At 44.8% G+C, this 17,599-nt stretch carries 13 protein-coding genes, 4 tRNA genes and 1 pseudogene; 13 read left to right on the top strand and 5 right to left on the bottom strand.

Annotation, left to right across the window (positions count from 1 at the left end):
• Positions 1 to 48 precede the first annotated feature (48 nt).
• From V6N89_RS09050 to V6N89_RS09080, 7 genes are all read left to right on the top strand, one after another.
• A complete protein-coding gene (locus V6N89_RS09050; RefSeq protein ID WP_346993673.1) occupies positions 49 to 1,548 on the top strand; it encodes a TIGR03503 family protein in 1,500 nt (499 codons plus the stop codon).
• A gap of 220 nt (positions 1,549 to 1,768) precedes the next feature.
• Positions 1,769 to 1,845 (top strand) — tRNA-Asp (locus tag V6N89_RS09055).
• A 30-nt stretch (positions 1,846 to 1,875) separates the two neighbouring features.
• Positions 1,876 to 1,952, top strand: a tRNA-Asp gene (locus V6N89_RS09060).
• 30 nt (positions 1,953 to 1,982) lie between these two features.
• A tRNA-Asp gene (locus V6N89_RS09065) sits at positions 1,983 to 2,059 on the top strand.
• 31 nt (positions 2,060 to 2,090) lie between these two features.
• Positions 2,091 to 2,167 (top strand) — tRNA-Asp (locus V6N89_RS09070).
• Positions 2,168 to 2,473: 306 nt separating this feature from the next.
• Positions 2,474 to 3,172: a lipoprotein-releasing ABC transporter ATP-binding protein LolD gene (gene lolD, locus V6N89_RS09075; RefSeq protein ID WP_338517267.1), complete on the top strand. Its 699-nt coding sequence runs from the start codon at positions 2,474 to 2,476 to the stop codon at positions 3,170 to 3,172.
• Positions 3,172 to 4,398 (top strand): lipoprotein-releasing ABC transporter permease subunit, encoded by a 1,227-nt coding sequence (locus V6N89_RS09080; RefSeq protein ID WP_346993674.1) that lies wholly within the window; start codon positions 3,172 to 3,174, stop codon positions 4,396 to 4,398. Before lolD ends, V6N89_RS09080 begins: the two co-directional genes overlap by 1 nt.
• Before the next feature lie 80 nt (positions 4,399 to 4,478).
• Here the strand turns inward: V6N89_RS09080 and V6N89_RS09085 are convergent, their stop codons facing one another.
• A complete protein-coding gene (locus V6N89_RS09085) occupies positions 4,479 to 5,825 on the bottom strand; it encodes a dicarboxylate/amino acid:cation symporter (RefSeq protein WP_346993675.1) in 1,347 nt (448 codons plus the stop codon).
• Between the two features lie 116 nt (positions 5,826 to 5,941).
• Here V6N89_RS09085 and V6N89_RS09090 point away from each other — a divergent pair, with 116 nt between their 5' ends.
• Positions 5,942 to 8,488, top strand: a complete 2,547-nt coding sequence (locus tag V6N89_RS09090; protein ID WP_346993676.1) for an Ig-like domain-containing protein — start codon at positions 5,942 to 5,944, stop codon at positions 8,486 to 8,488.
• Positions 8,489 to 8,549: 61 nt separating this feature from the next.
• On the opposite strand, the pseudogene astB reads toward V6N89_RS09090, so the two are convergent.
• Positions 8,550 to 9,893: pseudogene (gene astB, locus V6N89_RS09095) on the bottom strand (N-succinylarginine dihydrolase).
• A gap of 394 nt (positions 9,894 to 10,287) precedes the next feature.
• On the opposite strand from astB, the gene topA reads away from it, so the two are divergent.
• The 3 genes from topA (at position 10,288) to V6N89_RS09110 (ending at position 14,214) form a co-directional block, all read left to right on the top strand.
• Positions 10,288 to 12,948, top strand: coding sequence for a type I DNA topoisomerase (gene topA / locus V6N89_RS09100; RefSeq protein ID WP_346993677.1), 2,661 nt, complete (start codon positions 10,288 to 10,290; stop codon positions 12,946 to 12,948).
• A 107-nt stretch (positions 12,949 to 13,055) separates the two neighbouring features.
• The gene (locus V6N89_RS09105) at positions 13,056 to 13,607 is read left to right on the top strand and encodes a DUF2058 domain-containing protein (RefSeq protein WP_338517269.1); all 552 of its coding nucleotides are present in this window, start codon (positions 13,056 to 13,058) and stop codon (positions 13,605 to 13,607) included.
• A gap of 7 nt (positions 13,608 to 13,614) precedes the next feature.
• Positions 13,615 to 14,214 (top strand): GNAT family N-acetyltransferase, encoded by a 600-nt coding sequence (locus tag V6N89_RS09110; RefSeq protein ID WP_346993678.1) that lies wholly within the window; start codon positions 13,615 to 13,617, stop codon positions 14,212 to 14,214.
• On the opposite strand, the gene V6N89_RS09115 is transcribed toward V6N89_RS09110, so the two are convergent.
• From V6N89_RS09115 to V6N89_RS09125, 3 genes are read right to left on the bottom strand one after another with little or no spacing between them, the layout of a single operon-like run.
• Positions 14,166 to 15,167: a pyridoxamine 5'-phosphate oxidase family protein gene (locus V6N89_RS09115; RefSeq protein ID WP_338517271.1), complete on the bottom strand. Its 1,002-nt coding sequence runs from the start codon at positions 15,165 to 15,167 to the stop codon at positions 14,166 to 14,168. The genes V6N89_RS09110 and V6N89_RS09115 overlap by 49 nt on opposite strands.
• A 3-nt stretch (positions 15,168 to 15,170) precedes the next feature.
• A complete protein-coding gene (locus tag V6N89_RS09120) occupies positions 15,171 to 15,821 on the bottom strand; it encodes a glutathione S-transferase family protein (RefSeq protein WP_346993679.1) in 651 nt (216 codons plus the stop codon).
• Positions 15,822 to 15,843: 22 nt separating this feature from the next.
• Positions 15,844 to 16,305 carry a nuclear transport factor 2 family protein gene (locus tag V6N89_RS09125; protein ID WP_338517274.1) on the bottom strand — a complete coding sequence of 154 codons (462 nt, stop codon included), beginning with the start codon at positions 16,303 to 16,305 and terminating at the stop codon, positions 15,844 to 15,846.
• A gap of 179 nt (positions 16,306 to 16,484) precedes the next feature.
• Here V6N89_RS09125 and V6N89_RS09130 point away from each other — a divergent pair, with 179 nt between their 5' ends.
• Positions 16,485 to 16,751: a helix-turn-helix domain-containing protein gene (locus V6N89_RS09130; protein ID WP_338517275.1), complete on the top strand. Its 267-nt coding sequence runs from the start codon at positions 16,485 to 16,487 to the stop codon at positions 16,749 to 16,751.
• A complete protein-coding gene (locus V6N89_RS09135) occupies positions 16,684 to 17,394 on the top strand; it encodes a LysR substrate-binding domain-containing protein (protein ID WP_338517276.1) in 711 nt (236 codons plus the stop codon). The genes V6N89_RS09130 and V6N89_RS09135 overlap by 68 nt, the downstream gene beginning before the upstream one ends.
• Positions 17,395 to 17,599: the final 205 nt, after the last annotated feature.

The following is a 17,599-nucleotide window of genomic DNA, read 5'->3' on the forward strand; positions in this document are numbered from 1 at the left end:
CGTAGCGTGAGAGTGTGGTTTTATAGTTTACTTCTTCTAATAACTTTTATGCATTCTCACGTTGCCGCACAATCGCAAGCTGCACAGCAAGATGCGGCAAGACAGCAGCTAGAGGGGGCTATTAACAATACCTCCATGTCTGACAACGCACAACAAGCGTCGTCAGTGCCAGAAGAACCCAACACCGTGCCAGCGGGGGAGGCGCCGTCTCCACTAAGCAATCTGGGCGATGATTACACTAATTCTATCGAACTACTTCGAAACCGTTTTCGTGTTGATTACAACGTTGAAGAAATCACCATGGTGTTTTTCCGTGAATACGGCTCTGCGCCTGTGGTGCTAGTGCGCCCCGATGGGTCAAAATTGTTTCAGGGGCGGGTAGATGAAGAGCGTGTCGAATGGTATGACTCTGATACATACGACATGATCAAAATTAAGAACCCTGTTCCAGGCCCTTGGCAAGCCGTAGGCCAAGTGCTGAAAGGCAGTAGGGTTATGGTGCTTTCCGATGTCCAGCTTCATGCCGACCCTTTACCTAGCATTCTGTTTGCAGGGGAGATTTTAAAGTCGACAGCATACCTAACTAACGACGGTAAACTTATTGAAAATAAGCAGTTTAGGGATGTGGTTGATTTAGATATTGAGTTTATCAGCACCAATAACCCGAACTACGATAACTTTGGTGCGGACGATCAAAACATTGCCACATTCCAAGACAATGGCAGGGGAATGGATGAGCGGCCTGGCGATGGCGTCTTCACTGGTCAATTCAATTTGAAAGTGGCAGCAGGGGAGTGGAAGCCTATTTTCAAAGTAAAAACCCCTATGTATACCAGAGAACAACAGGGCGCCAATATCATCTTGTATAAAAACCCGGTGATGATTGACGTCCAACTTGATGGTGGCGGTGAGGGGTACCATAAGATAATTATCGATGTTGATAGAGAGCTTGTTGATATTGCATCGCTGCTTATTGATGGAAAAGTCAGGTTTCCCAACACTGATATGCAGAACTTCTCTTTGACAGAAGGCGGCAATGAGGCGAGAGAGCACCTGATTGTGGCATATGAAGAAGGGATCTTCAGAGTAAAACTAACCGCGTATGGGACTACGGTTGACGGTCGTGATTTTATTTTAGATGTACCCGAATACACGTTTTTAGCGGAAGGCCCTGTTGAGCCAGAGGTTGAAGACCCGTTGATTGACGGTAAAGACCCGATTGTAGATGGCAGCGAGCCGATGATAGACAACAAGCCACCTATGATGGCAGATGATATGGCTATGCAAGAGGAGAATGATGAAATAGACAGTGCTACTTTGACTATTTTATTGATTGCGGTGAATGGAACCATTGTTGTCATTGGCGTGGTCGTTGCGATTGTTATTATTATGAAACGTAAAAAAGGTGCAGCCAAAAAGCCAGCTGAAGCAAATAAGACCGAGGGTGGAACATCGGATGCATCGCTTACTATTGAAAACGAACCCAAAGGGGTTAAAAAGCTGTTTTCGATATTTAAAAAGAAACCCAAAGAAGGGGGCAATAAATAAAAGCGTGTTTTCGACACAAGCCCCTTTTATTGCGCTGTTTATTTATTCACTTTGAATTATATTTCGTCACAATGTCTAAATTACAGGCAAACAAACCGCAGATGACAATTTTATTAATAAAAAGCGTTGACTCCACATGGGGGAATACGTATTATCTGCGCCGCAGTCAGGGGACAGGGCAACAACAGCCAAGTCAAATGACTGATAACATTGAAGATGTGGAGCGGTAGTTCAGTTGGTTAGAATACCGGCCTGTCACGCCGGGGGTCGCGGGTTCGAGTCCCGTCCGCTCCGCCACTCTTTCAATGGTATAACTAAAAGGTCTTCGGAGCGGTAGTTCAGTTGGTTAGAATACCGGCCTGTCACGCCGGGGGTCGCGGGTTCGAGTCCCGTCCGCTCCGCCATTTAGTTATACAGCGCATTCTCGATTATGTGGAGCGGTAGTTCAGTTGGTTAGAATACCGGCCTGTCACGCCGGGGGTCGCGGGTTCGAGTCCCGTCCGCTCCGCCATTTATCGAAACAAGCGCACATCCCATTATGCGGAGCGGTAGTTCAGTTGGTTAGAATACCGGCCTGTCACGCCGGGGGTCGCGGGTTCGAATCCCGTCCGCTCCGCCATTTATCTTTGTTGCTGGTCCTCTATTAGAACAAAGGTAAATGGCAAATTATTTTCTTAAAGCATTTCTATTACTTCCTGATATTCAATTTGAACGACTTGTTCTTTTTAGTCTATTGCTTGTGTGTTTTTCTTATGCACATCCAAGTGCAACGATCAGACATAGCTTCAGTCGGTCACTACGCCATAGCCGTTGCTTCTTAATTACTCAGTTACAATAAAAAGCACGCTGCGATACTATTTTTCCATTGGTGTTGTAAGGGTTTAACGATACCATTTAGTTTTTGATGAACGAGAAGAAATGTCGTATGCAGGATGTGCTAGTTTGCCGCAATATCAGTAAAACTTATAATGAGGGTGATGCCGATACGCCCGTGCTTAATGACGTTTCGCTATCGATACAAGCTGGTGAGCATGTAGCCATTTTAGGCAGTTCTGGTTCGGGAAAAAGTACACTTCTGCATATTCTTGGGGGTCTAGACTCGCCCACAAGTGGTGTCGTTGAATTTAACGGAAAGGCGCTAAATGCCTTAAATTCAAATGCTCTGGCTAAACTCCGTAATGATGAAATGGGTTTCATCTATCAGTTTCACCATCTTCTTGGTGAATTCAGTGCACAAGAAAACGTAGCCATGCCACTTCGAATACGAGGGCTTAGCACCAAAGAAGCAAACGAAAAAGCAGCCCTGTTGCTCGATGAGGTAGGATTGTCTCACAGAAAAGAACATCTTCCTTCTGCAATGTCAGGCGGCGAGCGACAGCGCGTAGCTATTGCTCGAGCTTTAGTAACAGAGCCTACTGTCGTGTTAGCTGATGAGCCAACGGGTAATCTCGATGACTCAACCTATGAGCAGATATATCAATTACTTAAATCTTTAAGTGAAAAGAAGCAAACCGCATTTGTCGTCGTTACTCACGATATTGCGCTGGCACAAAGAATGGACCGCGTTTTGCGCATTAAAGATGGTGAGTTGATTGATACAGACAACGCCAAGGAGCGCGCGTAATGTTGGCATTGGAGTTGGCCAATCGGTTTCGAAAAACACGGGCGCAGCAGCGTTTTATTTCCTTTATTTCTATGTCTTCAACTGTAGGCATTGCATTAGGGTGCTTTGTGTTAATTGTGCTCTTAAGTGTTATGAACGGCTTCGAAAAGGAATTAACTCAACGTATTTTAAGTGTTGTTCCTCACGGTGAAATGTTTAGCATTGATAAACGAGGCATAGACAATCTAGAGGCCCAGCTCTATCGCTTTGAACAAGACCCACAAATTGCCAAGGTAACGCCTTACACAACACTTACTGGCATGCTGCAGTATAAAGGTGAGCTTAAAGCCATCAGCGTGACCTATGTGCCTATCACGAAAGAAAACAAAGCGTATAAAAATCAAGTGACCGATGAGCATTGGCGAGCATTTGCCAATGAACCAAGTGGGCTATTAATAGGTCAGGGAATTGCTGACACGTTGGGTTTAAGCATAGGAGATACCGTTCAGGCGTTGATCCCTCAAGCAACAAGCGATTTAACGTTTGAAGCACCGAAAACAGTTAGGTTAATTGTGACAGGTGTATTGTCAATTGGCGGTGAACTAGACAATCAAATCGGGCTCATGCACCTAGAAGCCGCAACACGTGCTGCGGGTATTTTAGGTGAAGCACAGGGCATCAGATTCGTTTTTCACGACCCTTTTATCGCGCATCAAAAAATACGCGACATTGGCTATACCTTTCCACAAGCTGTGTACATGTCAGATTGGACTCGTACTCAAGGACACTTATACAACGATATTCAGTTAGTCAAAGTTGTGGTGTATATCGCCCTTATATTGGTCATCGCAGTGGCATGTTTTAATATTGTTTCGTCGCTTGTCATGTCTGTGAGAGAAAAGCAGTCAGCTATCGCTATTCTTAAAACGATGGGGGCATCCGATGCACTGATTCGAAGTACGTTTATTTTTCAGGGTGTGATTAACGGTGCAGTGGGTGTTTTCTTTGGTGTACTTGCAGCGCTGCTCGTAGCACCAAATTTGTCTGGTATTGTAAAATTCGTAGAAAGTGCGCTTGGCATTGAACTGTTATCTGGCGATATATACTTTATCGATTTTTTGCCTTCGCTTCTCTACTGGCAAGACGTTGCAGTTACCGCGTTTGTGGCATTGGTGTTAAGCGTTGTTGCAACAGTTTATCCAGCGATAAAAGCGGCTAAAGTCAATCCATCCTCGGCGTTGCATTAGTGCGTTAATATCATCTAAAAAAGGCAGCCTAGGCTGCCTTTTTTGTTATTGAAATGCGGTTAACTCAGTTGGTGCGACCTCTAACTGTTTTGTTCAAAGTGCTTAAAGTCTACATCTTCTTCTTTCTGGCCTGCTTTAGGGTCGTTAAATACCGACTCATCTAATTCGCCTTCGCTTTTAGCTACTACACATGACACCATACAGTCGCCAGTAATGTTTACCGCAGTACGTGTCATATCAAGTAATCTATCGACACCGATAATAAGTGCAATGCCTTCTACTGGCAGGTTAACTTGTTGCAGTACCATTGCCAGCATAATGAGGCCGACACCAGGTACGCCCGCTGTACCAATAGACGCAAGGGTTGCGGTAAGCACTACCATCATATAATCGCCCATTGTCAGATCTACAGCGTAAACCTGCGCAATGAATACAGTAGCTACACCCTGCATGATGGCTGTGCCGTCCATATTTATTGTGGCGCCTAGCGGCAGAGTAAATGAAGAAACAGAATTACCCACGCCAAGTTTATTCTTTGCTGTTTCCATGGTGACTGGCAAGGTTGCACTGCTGCTTGATGTGCTAAAGGCAAACAACGCCGCGTCGCGCATTTTCTTAAACAACATTATGGGGCTTAGACCCGAAAGTAGTTTTAGCAAAATAGAGTAGGTTACTAAACCGTGAATGATCAGAACCGCAAATACCAAGAAGAAGTATTTGGCTAACTTGAATATGGTGTCGCCACCCACGGTTGCAAAAAGTTTCGCCATCAACACGAACACACCATAAGGCGCTAAATTCATGATGATGGTAACTAATCGCATAATCACAGTGTTAATGTCTTCAAATATTGCAGTAAGGCGTTTACCTGCGTCACCTGTCATTGCCATTGCGATACCAAAAAGTACAGCAAATACAATAATTTGAAGCATGTTGCCCTGTGCCATTGAATTAATGGGGTTGCTAGGGAACATATTTACAATAACGTCAGCCAGGCTAGGGGCTTCTTTTGCTTGATACGATACTTCGGTAGTAAGGTTTGCGCCTTCTCCGGGCGATACGAATAAAGCCATACTCATAGCCAGTGATATAGCAATGGCTGTCGTGACAATATATAAACCAACAGATTTTGCGCCCAGGCGACCTAATTTACTGGGGTCGGATAAAGTGCTGGTTCCACATATCAGTGAGACAAAAACTAGCGGTACTACCAGCATTTTTAAACTGGCGATAAATATTTGTCCTAAGGTAGAAAATATACCTTCAACAAGAATGTTATACGTTGAGAACTCGAAACCGAATATCGAAAAAGCGAAATCTCCGCTATCATCAAACAGTAGTTGGAGTAGGACACCGATAAAGATACCGGCAGCCATGCCGATAAAGATGCGAGCGGTTAAACTGTATTTGTGTGCAGATGAAGACATTAATGTTTCCTGTACATTTTTTATATTTTTTAATCTCACGTAGTGTGCCAGATTCAGTTGATTTTTAAACATAAAAAACGACGCAATTGTCAATAAAAGAGGTTCAGGAACGAATTATGTCGACATTCGCGAAGACGCTAAGCGTAATTAGCGCAATATTTATGCTAACAGCATGTGGTGGGGGCGGTTCTTCAGTCTCTCGTGTAGACACCGATAATGGTAATGATGGAGATGACGGGACGACCAACCCGACGTATACCATTTCTCTTTCTCTAGAAAATGCATCGGGCGCCAGTGATAACAACTTATCAGAAGACAACAGCCTCACAGTTGTTGCAACGGTGACAGATCAAGACGGTAATCCGCATGCTGACACATTGCTTACGTTTTCGCTTAGCAATGCCGCACTCGCTGAATTTGCTAATGACACGGGCACGGCTCGAACCGACGCTAATGGTGTTGCGCGTCTTGGTTTAAACGCCAGTACAGCGTCTGGTGATGGAGAAATTACAGCGACGTTAAGCACAGGTGAAACCGGAAGCACGACATTTTCTGCTACTGCCGTGACAGCCGTTCCAACCGAACTAACTGTTGCGTTAACGCTGCAAAATGCAGCGGGTGAAGAAGATAACGCGCTATCGACTGATAACGGTTTGGTGGCGCTTGCCACAGTGACCAACGCATTAGGTGAGCCACAGGCCGATTTACTGCTAACATTTTCATTAAGCAATGACGATTTGGCGTCTTTTACCAATGATACCGCGACGGCATTAACTAATGACGAAGGGGTAGCAAGCATTGGAATGACTGTTGGGGAGTCTTCAGGCGACGGTCAAGTAACCGTTACTACAGCGACGGGTGAGACTGCCTCAACGACGTTTAGCTCTGCAGGCAGAACAGCCGTAAGTGAAGAGCCTGCGTCTTTAGAGCTTTTCGCCAATAGCATTCAGCTGGCGTCAAGCGGAAGTGATGATGTTGAGCTTATTGCATTGGTGAAAAACGATCAAAGCGTGCTAATGGAAGGCGTAGACGTTAGTTTTTCTGCTCAAACAGGCTCGGGTGTTGAACTGCAGCTAACACAGCCACAAACTGAAGCCGACGGTACAGCTCGAGCTATTTTAACGTCGCAAAATGACGCGTCTAACCGTACGGTGACTATCACAGCTTCAACAGGTTCGCTGTCGCAAACAGTAGATATTACGATTACAGGCACAGAGGTGACTATCAACGGTGCCTCGTCAGTTATTCTAAACGATAGTGTAGACTACACTATTCGAGTGCAGGACTCTGATGGCACGTCGATTTTAAATCAAAATGTTGTACTAAGCGCCGCAAACGGCACATTGAGTGCGACAACGGTTAATACAGGGGCCAATGGTCAAGCTACGGTGCGCTACAGTGCGACAACATCTGGCCAAGATACCATTACTGCTAGCGCGCTAAACGCATCTGCATCATTTACTATTCAAGTTCAACAGGATGAATTTAACTTTGTAAATTTACCTACTGAAGAAGTACCCGTGGGACAAGCGCAGACAATTACCGCTCAGTGGAGACAAAACAACACACCAGTCGTCGGAGAGAGCATAACCTTTAGCGTATCGCGCGGAGAAATCGCGGGCAACGCAACTGTTGTTACCGATGCAGATGGTCAAGCAAGCATAGAAATCAGCTCTACGAATGCTGGCATTTCATCTATAACAGCTACGGCAGTTGACGGAAGTGGTAATGTCCTAGTTTCTGCGTTGACGCAAATTGAGTTTATAGCGACAACACCGCATACCGTTATTGTAGATGCCTCTCCTGATTTACTCGGTCCAGATGGACAGACAAGCACAATAAGTGCAGTTGTGCGTGATATTGACGGTAACCTTGTCAAAAATAGTGTGGTCAATTTTACGGTTTCAGATGTATCGACGGGTTTTGTATCTCCCTCACAAGCAACCACTGATAGTAAGGGAATTGCTACGACAGTGTTTACTTCTGGGTCTGTATCATCTCAAGATGCCGTCGTAGTAACCGCGTTTGTCGCAGATGACTCAACCATTGAAGACAATGTTGTGTTAACTGTTGGAGCACGTGCATTTGACATCTCTATAGGTACGGGTAATGAAATAGAAGAACCAAACTCTACATCTTACATCAAGCGATTTGGTGTGTTTGTATCAGATTCCGTTGGCCGACCTGTTAGTGGTGTCAACCTTACGGCTTCAGTTAACCCTGTGAAATACGTTAACGGTGGTGAGTATCGCACTGGATTTTGGGTGTTTAATGATGAAGATTCAATCTGGGTTCCAATTACCAATCAGAATTGTGAAACTGAGGATGTTAATGACAATGGGATCTTAGACACATCTCCAAGAGCAGAAGACACCAACGGAGACGGTCAGTTAACACCTGGATTGGTTGGTACAATTTCATTTGCAAACGGAGCCGTGACGGATGAAAACGGTTATGCAGAGTTGGAATATAGGTATCCAAGAAGTTATGCAGTATGGTATGACGCCGCCATTACTGTATTCGGTCAATCTACTGGTAGTGAAGCCAAAGCAAGTATGATGTACACCTTGGGTGCTTCGGCAGAAGACCTCACAAACGAAGGTGCATCACCACCAGCCAATCCATTTGGAGTGACTGACCAATGTACGGAAGTTACACCATAATGTAAGATCAAAAAAGCTAAGCAATATGCTTAGGCTTTTTGTTTGACTAAGCTAAGCTATCTTATCCTTGCTGGAACGGATACACAGAGCCAAGCTTTAACAATTGCGTTAGCTCATCAAGCGCAGTGCGTGACTCGATAAGTAGCTGTGGGTCACGAAGGTCATCTTCGCTTAATTGATCGCGGTAGTGCTTATCAACCCAAGCATTTAATCGGGCGAATTGCGTATCGTTAATTAAGGTATTTTGGTTAACCGCTGCAAGTTCCTGATCGTTCATCGCAACGCGCAAACGCAAGCACGCTGGACCACCACCGTTTCGCATACTCTGCTTAACATCAAAATAGTTTACAGATGTTATAGGCGTGCCCAACGTTACTAACTTGTCCAGGTAACGTTTAACAGCGTCGTTCTCTTCGCACTCAGTAGGTGCAATAATTGTCATGTCGCCGCTAGGTAAGGTGATGATTTGTGTGTTAAACAAGTAGGTCTTAACAGCGTCTAGCACAGAAACTTCATCAGTAGGCACTTCAATGAAATGTAGCGGCTGGTCGCCGAATTTTGCTTGAAGCTCTTTCAAGCCTAGCCTCTTTCTGATAGAAAGCTTGCTCGTGGAAGAACAGCACGTTTTGGTTGCCAACGGCAATTACGTCGTTGTGGAATACACCTTGGTCGATAACGTCTGGGTTTTGCTGCATGTAAACCACACCGTCATCATCAAGGCCATGTAGTCGAGCAACTGCCTGACATGCTTCAAGCGTTTGGCGCGCAGGATATTTCTTAGGTGCAGGCTTACTTGTGTCAAAAGCGTGTCGGCCGTATACAAATAGTTCAACACCAGCTTGGCCATAGTTGCTGCACAAACGGGTATGGTTGGCAGCACCTTCGTCGCCGAAGTGTTCGTTGTCTGGCAAATGTTGGTGATGCGCGAAGTGTTTTTCATTTGCAAAGGTGCCACGCAAAATGTTGCCCGTTACGTGAGGTTCAAGTGAGCGGTGAAACTTGTTTGTCAAGTTTGCAGGGGTAAAGTGTACCCGTCCATCGGCAGTATCGGCGCTAGGAGACACGGTAGCAGCATTTGCAGTCCACATACTACTAGCAGAGCAACATGCTAAGAAAATCTCGCGAGATTGCTTTGCAGCGCTTTCAAGCACTCTAGCGTCTGAGCCAGTGAAACCCAATCTTCGAAGTGCAGCGATATCAGGACGCTCTTGCGGTGCAAGTACACCTTGAACCATCCCCATATCAGCCAATGCCTTCGCTTTTGCAAGTCCTTGTTTTGCAGCTTGCTTTGGGCTGCTAACTGCATTTGCATTATTTAAAGAAGCAACGTTACCGAATGATAAACCTAAGCATAGTTATGGGTTGGACCAACAAGACCATCAAAATTGACTTCAAACTGCTTCATACTTTCCCTCATTCTTGGTGTTTTCACATTTGACTTCTATGCTGCATTGGCAATAGAGACACAAATGATGCACTTTTTTACCCGTTGGGCTTAGGCGCTTCTGTAATAAAATTTGCTGTGAAATTTAACCGCAAACTCATCACATTCAGCGTTGTAATGGCTGGCATTATACGGCTTTTAAAGGCAATGCCAATCGAGGTGGTTAAAATTTGAACTGTTTTTGTGTGCGTTTAAAGCAGTAGAAAGAATAAGTATGAAGAAGATCTTGTTTTCCATTCACTTTGTAGATATATGTTAAAAAAGAGCGAGTACCCTATATATAGTGCAAGGTTGCTCCAATTTTCAGTATTTGACGTAATAAGTCATTTAAAATCAATAGGTTTAGTTCAATTATATGGCAAAATCACTGGTCATAGTCGAGTCACCAGCCAAAGCGAAAACGATAAATAAATATCTTGGCAAAAATTTTATCGTAAAAAGTTCGGTTGGCCATGTGCGAGATCTTCCAACGAAGGCTTTAGGCAAAGTTGAGCCTAAAAAACCAGCAAAAGAACTCAAAACTTTGAGTGAGGAAGCGCGCAACGAATACCTTCGTCGACACGAATATCTAAAGCTTGTAGATCGAATGGGTGTGGATCCAGAAAAAGACTGGAAAGCGCACTATCAGGTGCTGCAGGGTAAAGAGAAAGTGGTGAATGAGCTCAAGAAGCTCGCAAAAGACGCTGACACTATTTATCTCGCAACCGATTTGGACCGCGAGGGAGAGGCCATTGCATGGCACTTGCAGGAACTGTTGGGCAAGAAGGATAAAACCTACCAGCGCGTGGTGTTCAATGAGATCACCAAAAATGCGATTCAAGACGCGTTTTCTGACCCAGGCGAATTGAACATTTCTCGCGTTAACGCACAACAAGCCCGCCGATTCCTAGACCGTGTTGTGGGCTTTATGGTTTCACCGCTGTTGTGGAAAAAGATCGCCCGTGGTTTGTCAGCAGGCCGCGTTCAGTCGGTAGCGGTTCGCCTGGTCGTTGAGCGCGAGCGAGAAATTAAGGCATTTGTACCAGAAGAATTCTGGGATGTTCACGCAGACTTAACTAGCCAGCAAAAAGCTGCACTTCGCATGCTAGTGGCTAAGCACCAAGGCAACGCGTTTAAGCCTAAAAATAAGGCCGAAACTGATAAGGCGCTTGCTGACTTAGAAGGTGCGAATTACAACGTCGAAAGTCGCGAGTCTAAGCCTACGCAAAGTCGCCCTTCAGCACCGTTTATTACCTCTACACTTCAGCAGGCCGCCAGCACGCGCTTAGGGTTTGGCGTAAAGAAAACGATGATGATGGCGCAGCGACTTTACGAAGCGGGTTACATCACCTACATGCGTACGGACTCAACCAATTTGAGCCAAGAAGCCGTAGATAGTGCAAGAGCGTATATTGCTGATAACTTTGGTAATAAGTATTTACCTGATTCACCTATCCGCTATGGCAGCAAAGAGGGTGCACAGGAAGCGCACGAAGCGATTCGTCCGTCAAATGTTAGTATCAGTGCTGCGAGTTTAGGCGATATGGAGCGCGATGCACAACGTCTGTATGAGTTGATCTGGCGTCAATTTGTGGCGTGTCAAATGACAGCTGCAAAATACGACGCCACTACAATTAAAGTAGCGGCAGGCGACTACGAGCTAACGGCAAAAGGGCGTGTTCTTAAGTTTGATGGATGGACTCGCGTTCAACCACAATTGCGTAAGAAAGGCGACGAAGAATTAATGTTGCCTGATGTACAGAAAGGCGATGTGCTGAACTTAAACGCGCTTGATCCTAAACAGCACTTTACTAAGCCAGTAGCGCGTTTTAACGAAGCGTCGTTGGTAAAAGAGCTTGAGAAGCGTGGTATCGGACGTCCTTCAACCTATGCGAGTATTATTTCCACCATTCAAGACCGCGGCTATGTGCGTCTTGAAAACAAACGCTTCTATGCTGAAAAAATGGGTGAAATCGTCAACGATCGTTTGATGGAAAACTTTGATGATTTAATGAGCTTTGACTTCACGGCAAACATGGAACAACAGCTCGACGATATCGCCGAGGGCAATAAAGACTGGAAAGATGTACTTAACGATTTCTACAGCGGTTTTTACGGTAAGTTGTTAAATGCTGAGAAAGACCCTGAAGAAGGCGGTATGCGTTTGAATCAAGCCGTGCCAGCCGGTATTGAATGCGACAAGTGTGGACGTGAGATGAACGTTCGTACTGCATCAACCGGGGTTTTCCTTGGTTGTTCGGGGTATAACCTACCGCCAAAAGAGCGTTGTACTAATACCATGAACCTTACGCCGGGTGATGAAGTCGTGAAGGTTGATGACGAGGAGGAGCTTGAAACAGAAGCGCTTCGCTCGAAGAAACGTTGCCCTAAATGTGGCACTGCCATGGACAGCTATCTCGTTGATGAGACTCGCAAGCTTCATGTTTGCGGTAACACGCCAACCTGTGACGGTACTTTGGTTGAAACCGGTACGTTCAAGATAAAAGGGTACGACGGCCCTATTATCGAATGTGATAAATGCGGCAGTGATATGGAGCTCAAAAACGGTCGCTTTGGAAAGTATTTCGGATGTACTAACGAAGAATGTAAGAACACGCGTAAGCTGTTGCGCAACGGCGAAGCTGCGCCACCAAAAGAAGATCCGGTAGATTTACCAGAATTGCCGTGCGAAAAGTCTGACGCGCACTTTATGTTGCGAGATGGTGCATCGGGTATTTTCTTGGCTGCGCACAATTTTCCGAAATCGCGCGAAACTCGCGCGCCTAAAGTGGAAGAGTTAGCGCGCTTTAGAGATAGAATTTCGCCTAAATTCTACTATCTTGCGGACGCGCCACAGAAAGACCCAGATGGAAACCCTGCTATTGTTCGGTACAGCAGAAAGACCAAGCAGCAGTACGTGATGTCTGAAAACGAAAGTGGAAAGGCAACAGGCTGGTCTGCATGGTACGACGATGGTAAATGGCAAGAGCAAGCGGCCAAGAAACCCGCGGCTAAGGCAAAAGCTAAAAAGAAATAGCCTTTAGTATTTCGCATTGTAAAGCCCGAGTATTCTCGGGCTTTTTGCTATCAGGCAAACGTTGTACAATGCCACAAAGCGTAAAAAGTATTAATAGAGAGTGCATTATGGCCTCATTACAGGACCAATTATTAAAAGCTGGGCTAGCAGATAAAGCCACAGCAAAACAAGCGCGTGCAGATAAACGCAAAAAGCAAAAGCAAAAAAATAAACAAAAGCAACCTGTGCTAGATGAAGCCACTGTTGCAGCGCAGCAAGCGGCCGAAGAGAAAAAGGCGCGCTCAAGAGAGCTTAATCAGCTTCAGCAGCAAGAACGCGAAAAGCGCTCTATTGCCGCGCAAGTGCGCCAACTTATTTCGGTGAATAAGCAAGAGCGAAAAGGCGATACGGTATTGAACTTCACTCACGACAATGTCGTGAAGCGTATGTACGTGAGTGAAGAAATGCACAAGCAAGTGACAAAAGGGCGCTTAACCGTTGTATTGTTGGATGATGCCTATGAACTTGTACCAACGCCAGTAGCAGACAAAATTTCGCAACGTGATGCATCTTCCATTGTGTATCGCGCAGATTTAGATAAAAGCGGTAATGACGGTGTGGATGAAGACGAAGAAGATTGGTACGCCGATTACGAAATACCAGACGATTTAACGTGGTAACTCGTACATGACCCGCACGGATAGCAAGATTTTAAGGGAAGTAAAAAAAGAAGGTGTAACTTACCGTTTAGTTACACCTTCTGCGTATTACGAATCAAGTTTTAGGCAGTATATTTCTGAGTTAGGTGAGGAAGAGCGTTATCCGTTTGTACTTGACTTAAAAGCGGATGATTTTGCTAACTATTTAGTGCGTCTTACACAGTTTAGAGACGGCATAAACATACCGAAAGGTTACGTCGACAGTTCAACATTTTGGTTAGTGAGCGACAATACGTTGTTAGGTGTATCTAACCTTCGGCATAGGCTAAACAAAGAAATAGCGCATGTCGGCGGGCATATTGGGTTAGGTATTAGACCAAGCGCGCGGGGCAAAAAGCTAAGTAAGTTATTATTAGCTTGGACCTGCGAGCTGGCTAGAGAAAAAGGGATCGGTGAGCCGCCAAACAACGCAATCCACATTCATTGCTATTCACACAATGCCCCATCCAAACGAATGATTGAATCGGTTGGCGGCCACCTGCAATCAACAGTAGAAGATGGAGATAGCAATGTCTCTCGCTATGTTGTCCTCCAACCCCCGGTTTTGTCGACCGCTGGCGAGTGTTGAATCAATTGATGCCGAAAGGGATAGCAATGTTCTATGGTTGTCGATTGAGTGATGTCAATTTGAATAAACCTTTCTGCCCCTTTAAATTCTGGCATGAGTTGTTTGTCCCAAATGATTGCAGCGCGGCCCTGTAAAAAGTGAAGTGTTCCGGTGTCATTATCAAAAAAACACAGGCCAACACGCTCATCAACAAGTATATTACCGATAGTGTTGAAGAATTTGTTACCGCTAAAATCTGGGATTGTTAGCATATTATCATCTACGCTAACAAAGCCTGATTTTCCACCGCGGTGCGATACGTCAATGCCTTCATTTACGTTTTCACCAAGGCGCGCGTGCCGCGAGGCTATAAAGAAAGTGTCTGCACTCTCTACTACATCACGCAACCTTTGACTTAGGCCTTTGGTTGTAGTCACTTGAACGTTAGTGTCAACATTTGAAGAAGTGGCTTTGGTAGACTCTCTTGTATGAATATACTGCGGGCAGTTACCAAAACTTTGTTCAACAGAAATATGCATATCCGTGTCTTTTAAGTGGTTTATTACGCCGTTCAGCCTATTGCGCCTTTTAGTGGCAAGCTCTAAGCCAAGCAGGCCAATTTTGCTGCCTGTGTTGATATCAAGACCGAGCTGCGTATCTATTAATTCAAAGGCAACGCTAGCGATAGACATTTGAAGACGAGTGTCCGATGGTGAACGAATATACCCCTCATCTCCCCAAACGGGTACGGCAACAGGATGTCCTGACTGGTCGAGTAGACCTAACATCATCAAAGGGCCAGACTCAAAAAATGCTCTGTGTTGTTGGGGCATGAATGGTCTTATGAATCCTTTTGTTCGCTCTGCGATAATCTTAGACAAACCAACGGTGTCACTAGTCGACATGTCTTGAGCAAGAACTTCACCCTGATGGAAAGCACTATTAACGTCATTTGGTAAGTGAGGGGTTTTCATAGTTTAGGCCCTAGCCTCAGCGATAGGTGAGCTTTGCATTGCGACAAAATTTGCCAACGATTGAATGTTACTGATCCATACATTGATGTTTGGATAGTTGATTAGCGATAAACCACCCTCTGGAGCGTGTGCAATATAGCTGTACATAGCAATATCTGCCGCTGTCAGTCGATTAGAGACCAAATACTTTTCGTTTTGTAACGACAAATGGCGTTCCATTGTCGTCAGCAACGACACCGATGCACTAAGAACACGATCTACATCAATGTTAGCGCCAAACACGTACTCTAATCGTGCCGCTGCAGGTCCTTTTGCCAATTCGTAAGCAGAGATAGAAAACCAGCGCTGAATATTTGCGATTTCTTTAGGCGTTTTCCCTAACCACTGTGATGGTTCATGTGTATAGGTATTAGCCAAATAGGTAAGTATGGCGTTTGAATCTGAGACCGTATTATTGCCATCAATGATAACAGGAACTTGGCCAAACGGATTCATGTTAAGGAACGCGTCACTTTTGTGTTCTGCAGCACCTAGGTCTGGATTGATGGCTTCAAAAGGAACATCAATTAAATGCATGAACAATGACACTTTATGACAGTGTCCAGATTTCGGGTGTTGATAAAGGGTAATGTGTTGGTTGTTGTCAGTTTGCATAATGTTATCCTCTTCGATTAAATTAAAGTGCAAGATCAGATAGGCTTGGAAAGTCATCGGGTCTTTTCGTGCCTTCCCATGTCAAACGGCGATCTTCAAACGTGATAGGGTGTTCGTTAATACTGGCAATTCGTCGTTCCATTAAACCTTCAGCATTAAATTGCCAGTTCTCGTTACCGTAGGCTCTGAACCATTGGTTTGAGTCGTCGCGGTATTCATAGGCAAACCGCACCGCAATGCGGTTGCTTTGGTGAGCCCAAATTTCTTTTACCAGCCTGTATTCCAATTCTCTTTGCCACTTGCGCGTTAGAAAGCTCACTATTTGTGCTCTACCCGAAATAAACTCAGCTCTGTTACGCCATTGACAGTCAAATGTATAGGCATTGGCTACCTGCACCGGGTCTTTGGAATTCCAAGCGTTCTCAGCCAAACGAACTTTTTCAGCGGCAGTTGCATCGGTAAAAGGGGGAAGTGGTGGTCTCATAAGTTTTTCCTTGTATCGCACGATGTGCTTTTCATCAGTTACTTGTTGAACATGTATTCATCATATTTGTTGTTTCTAATTAAATAATTGTGTAATTATGAAAAAGATAATTTCATTTTTTGTAATAGTCGGGATGTTCCGAAAAATCTGCTAATGCGTTTGATTTAATAAAGGTCGTCATGGATAAATTGTTTGCGATGAAAGTGTTTGTGGTAGTTGAAGCGCAAAACAGCTTCGTGCTTGCTGCTGAAGCGCTTTCTATATCAGCCCCTGCGGCAACACGGGCCGTTTCCTGGTTAGAGCAGTCGCTGGATACCAAGCTATTTCATAGAACGACAAGACGTATTCGTCTTACCGAAGCTAAGCAGTCAGTACTTGGTGGATGCAAAACGGATATTGGCGGACATAGAACATGCAGAAGCGCAGATAACGGGTATTCACTTTAAACCAAGCGGGCAATTAAACATTACTGCGCCAATACTCTTTGGTGAACGCTACATAACACCTATTATCGCGTCTTTTTTACAGGAGTACCCTGACATATCGATAAACGGGTATATGTATGATCACATTGTTGATTTAATTGAAAACAATATTGATGTTGCAATTCGAATAGGGAAACCGAAAGACTCTTCGCTTTATGCTACAACGGTGGGCTATGTGGGAAGAGTGACCTGTGCATCTCCTGCTTACCTAGAGTCGCATCCAGCAATAAATGTACCTGAGGACTTAAAGCAACATGAAATAGTTTACCCTACGCGTTTTAATGAGCCCGCCGTATGGACTTATCACATTGAGGATAAGCCAATAGCGGTAAAACTCAAACCGAGGTACCAATGCAATCAAAATAGAAGTGCTATTAATGCCGTAAAGCGAGGTTTTGGTATTACTCGATGCATGGCATATCAAGTTGCACAGGAGTTAGCCTCTGGAGAATTAGTGAGCGTGCTGGGGGCCTACGAAGACGCGGTGTTACCCATTCAAGCCGTGAGTTTAGAAGGGCGTCATAATCAAGAGAAAGTCAAAATCTTTATTGATTACGTAAAAAGTGCTCTAGCAGATAACGCTTACCTAAACGCAAAAACGTAGCGAGTTCACAACATTGTTGATCTCTATCAAAGCCTTGCAATCTAACGCTTGCTGCTTATGAGAACCATAAATAGAATCCGCCGCTTTCAGTTAAAGCGTCTAGTAGCGGTTTATTTATGCCAAATCAAATACCCAATATTGATTCACCCTCACGTGCGTCTTCACTTTTACCCGTAGCAACTCCTGAATTGTTAGCCCCAGCGGG

It is taken from the genome of Alteromonas gracilis, from assembly GCF_036870955.2.
GTDB lineage: Bacteria > Pseudomonadota > Gammaproteobacteria > Enterobacterales > Alteromonadaceae > Alteromonas > Alteromonas gracilis_A.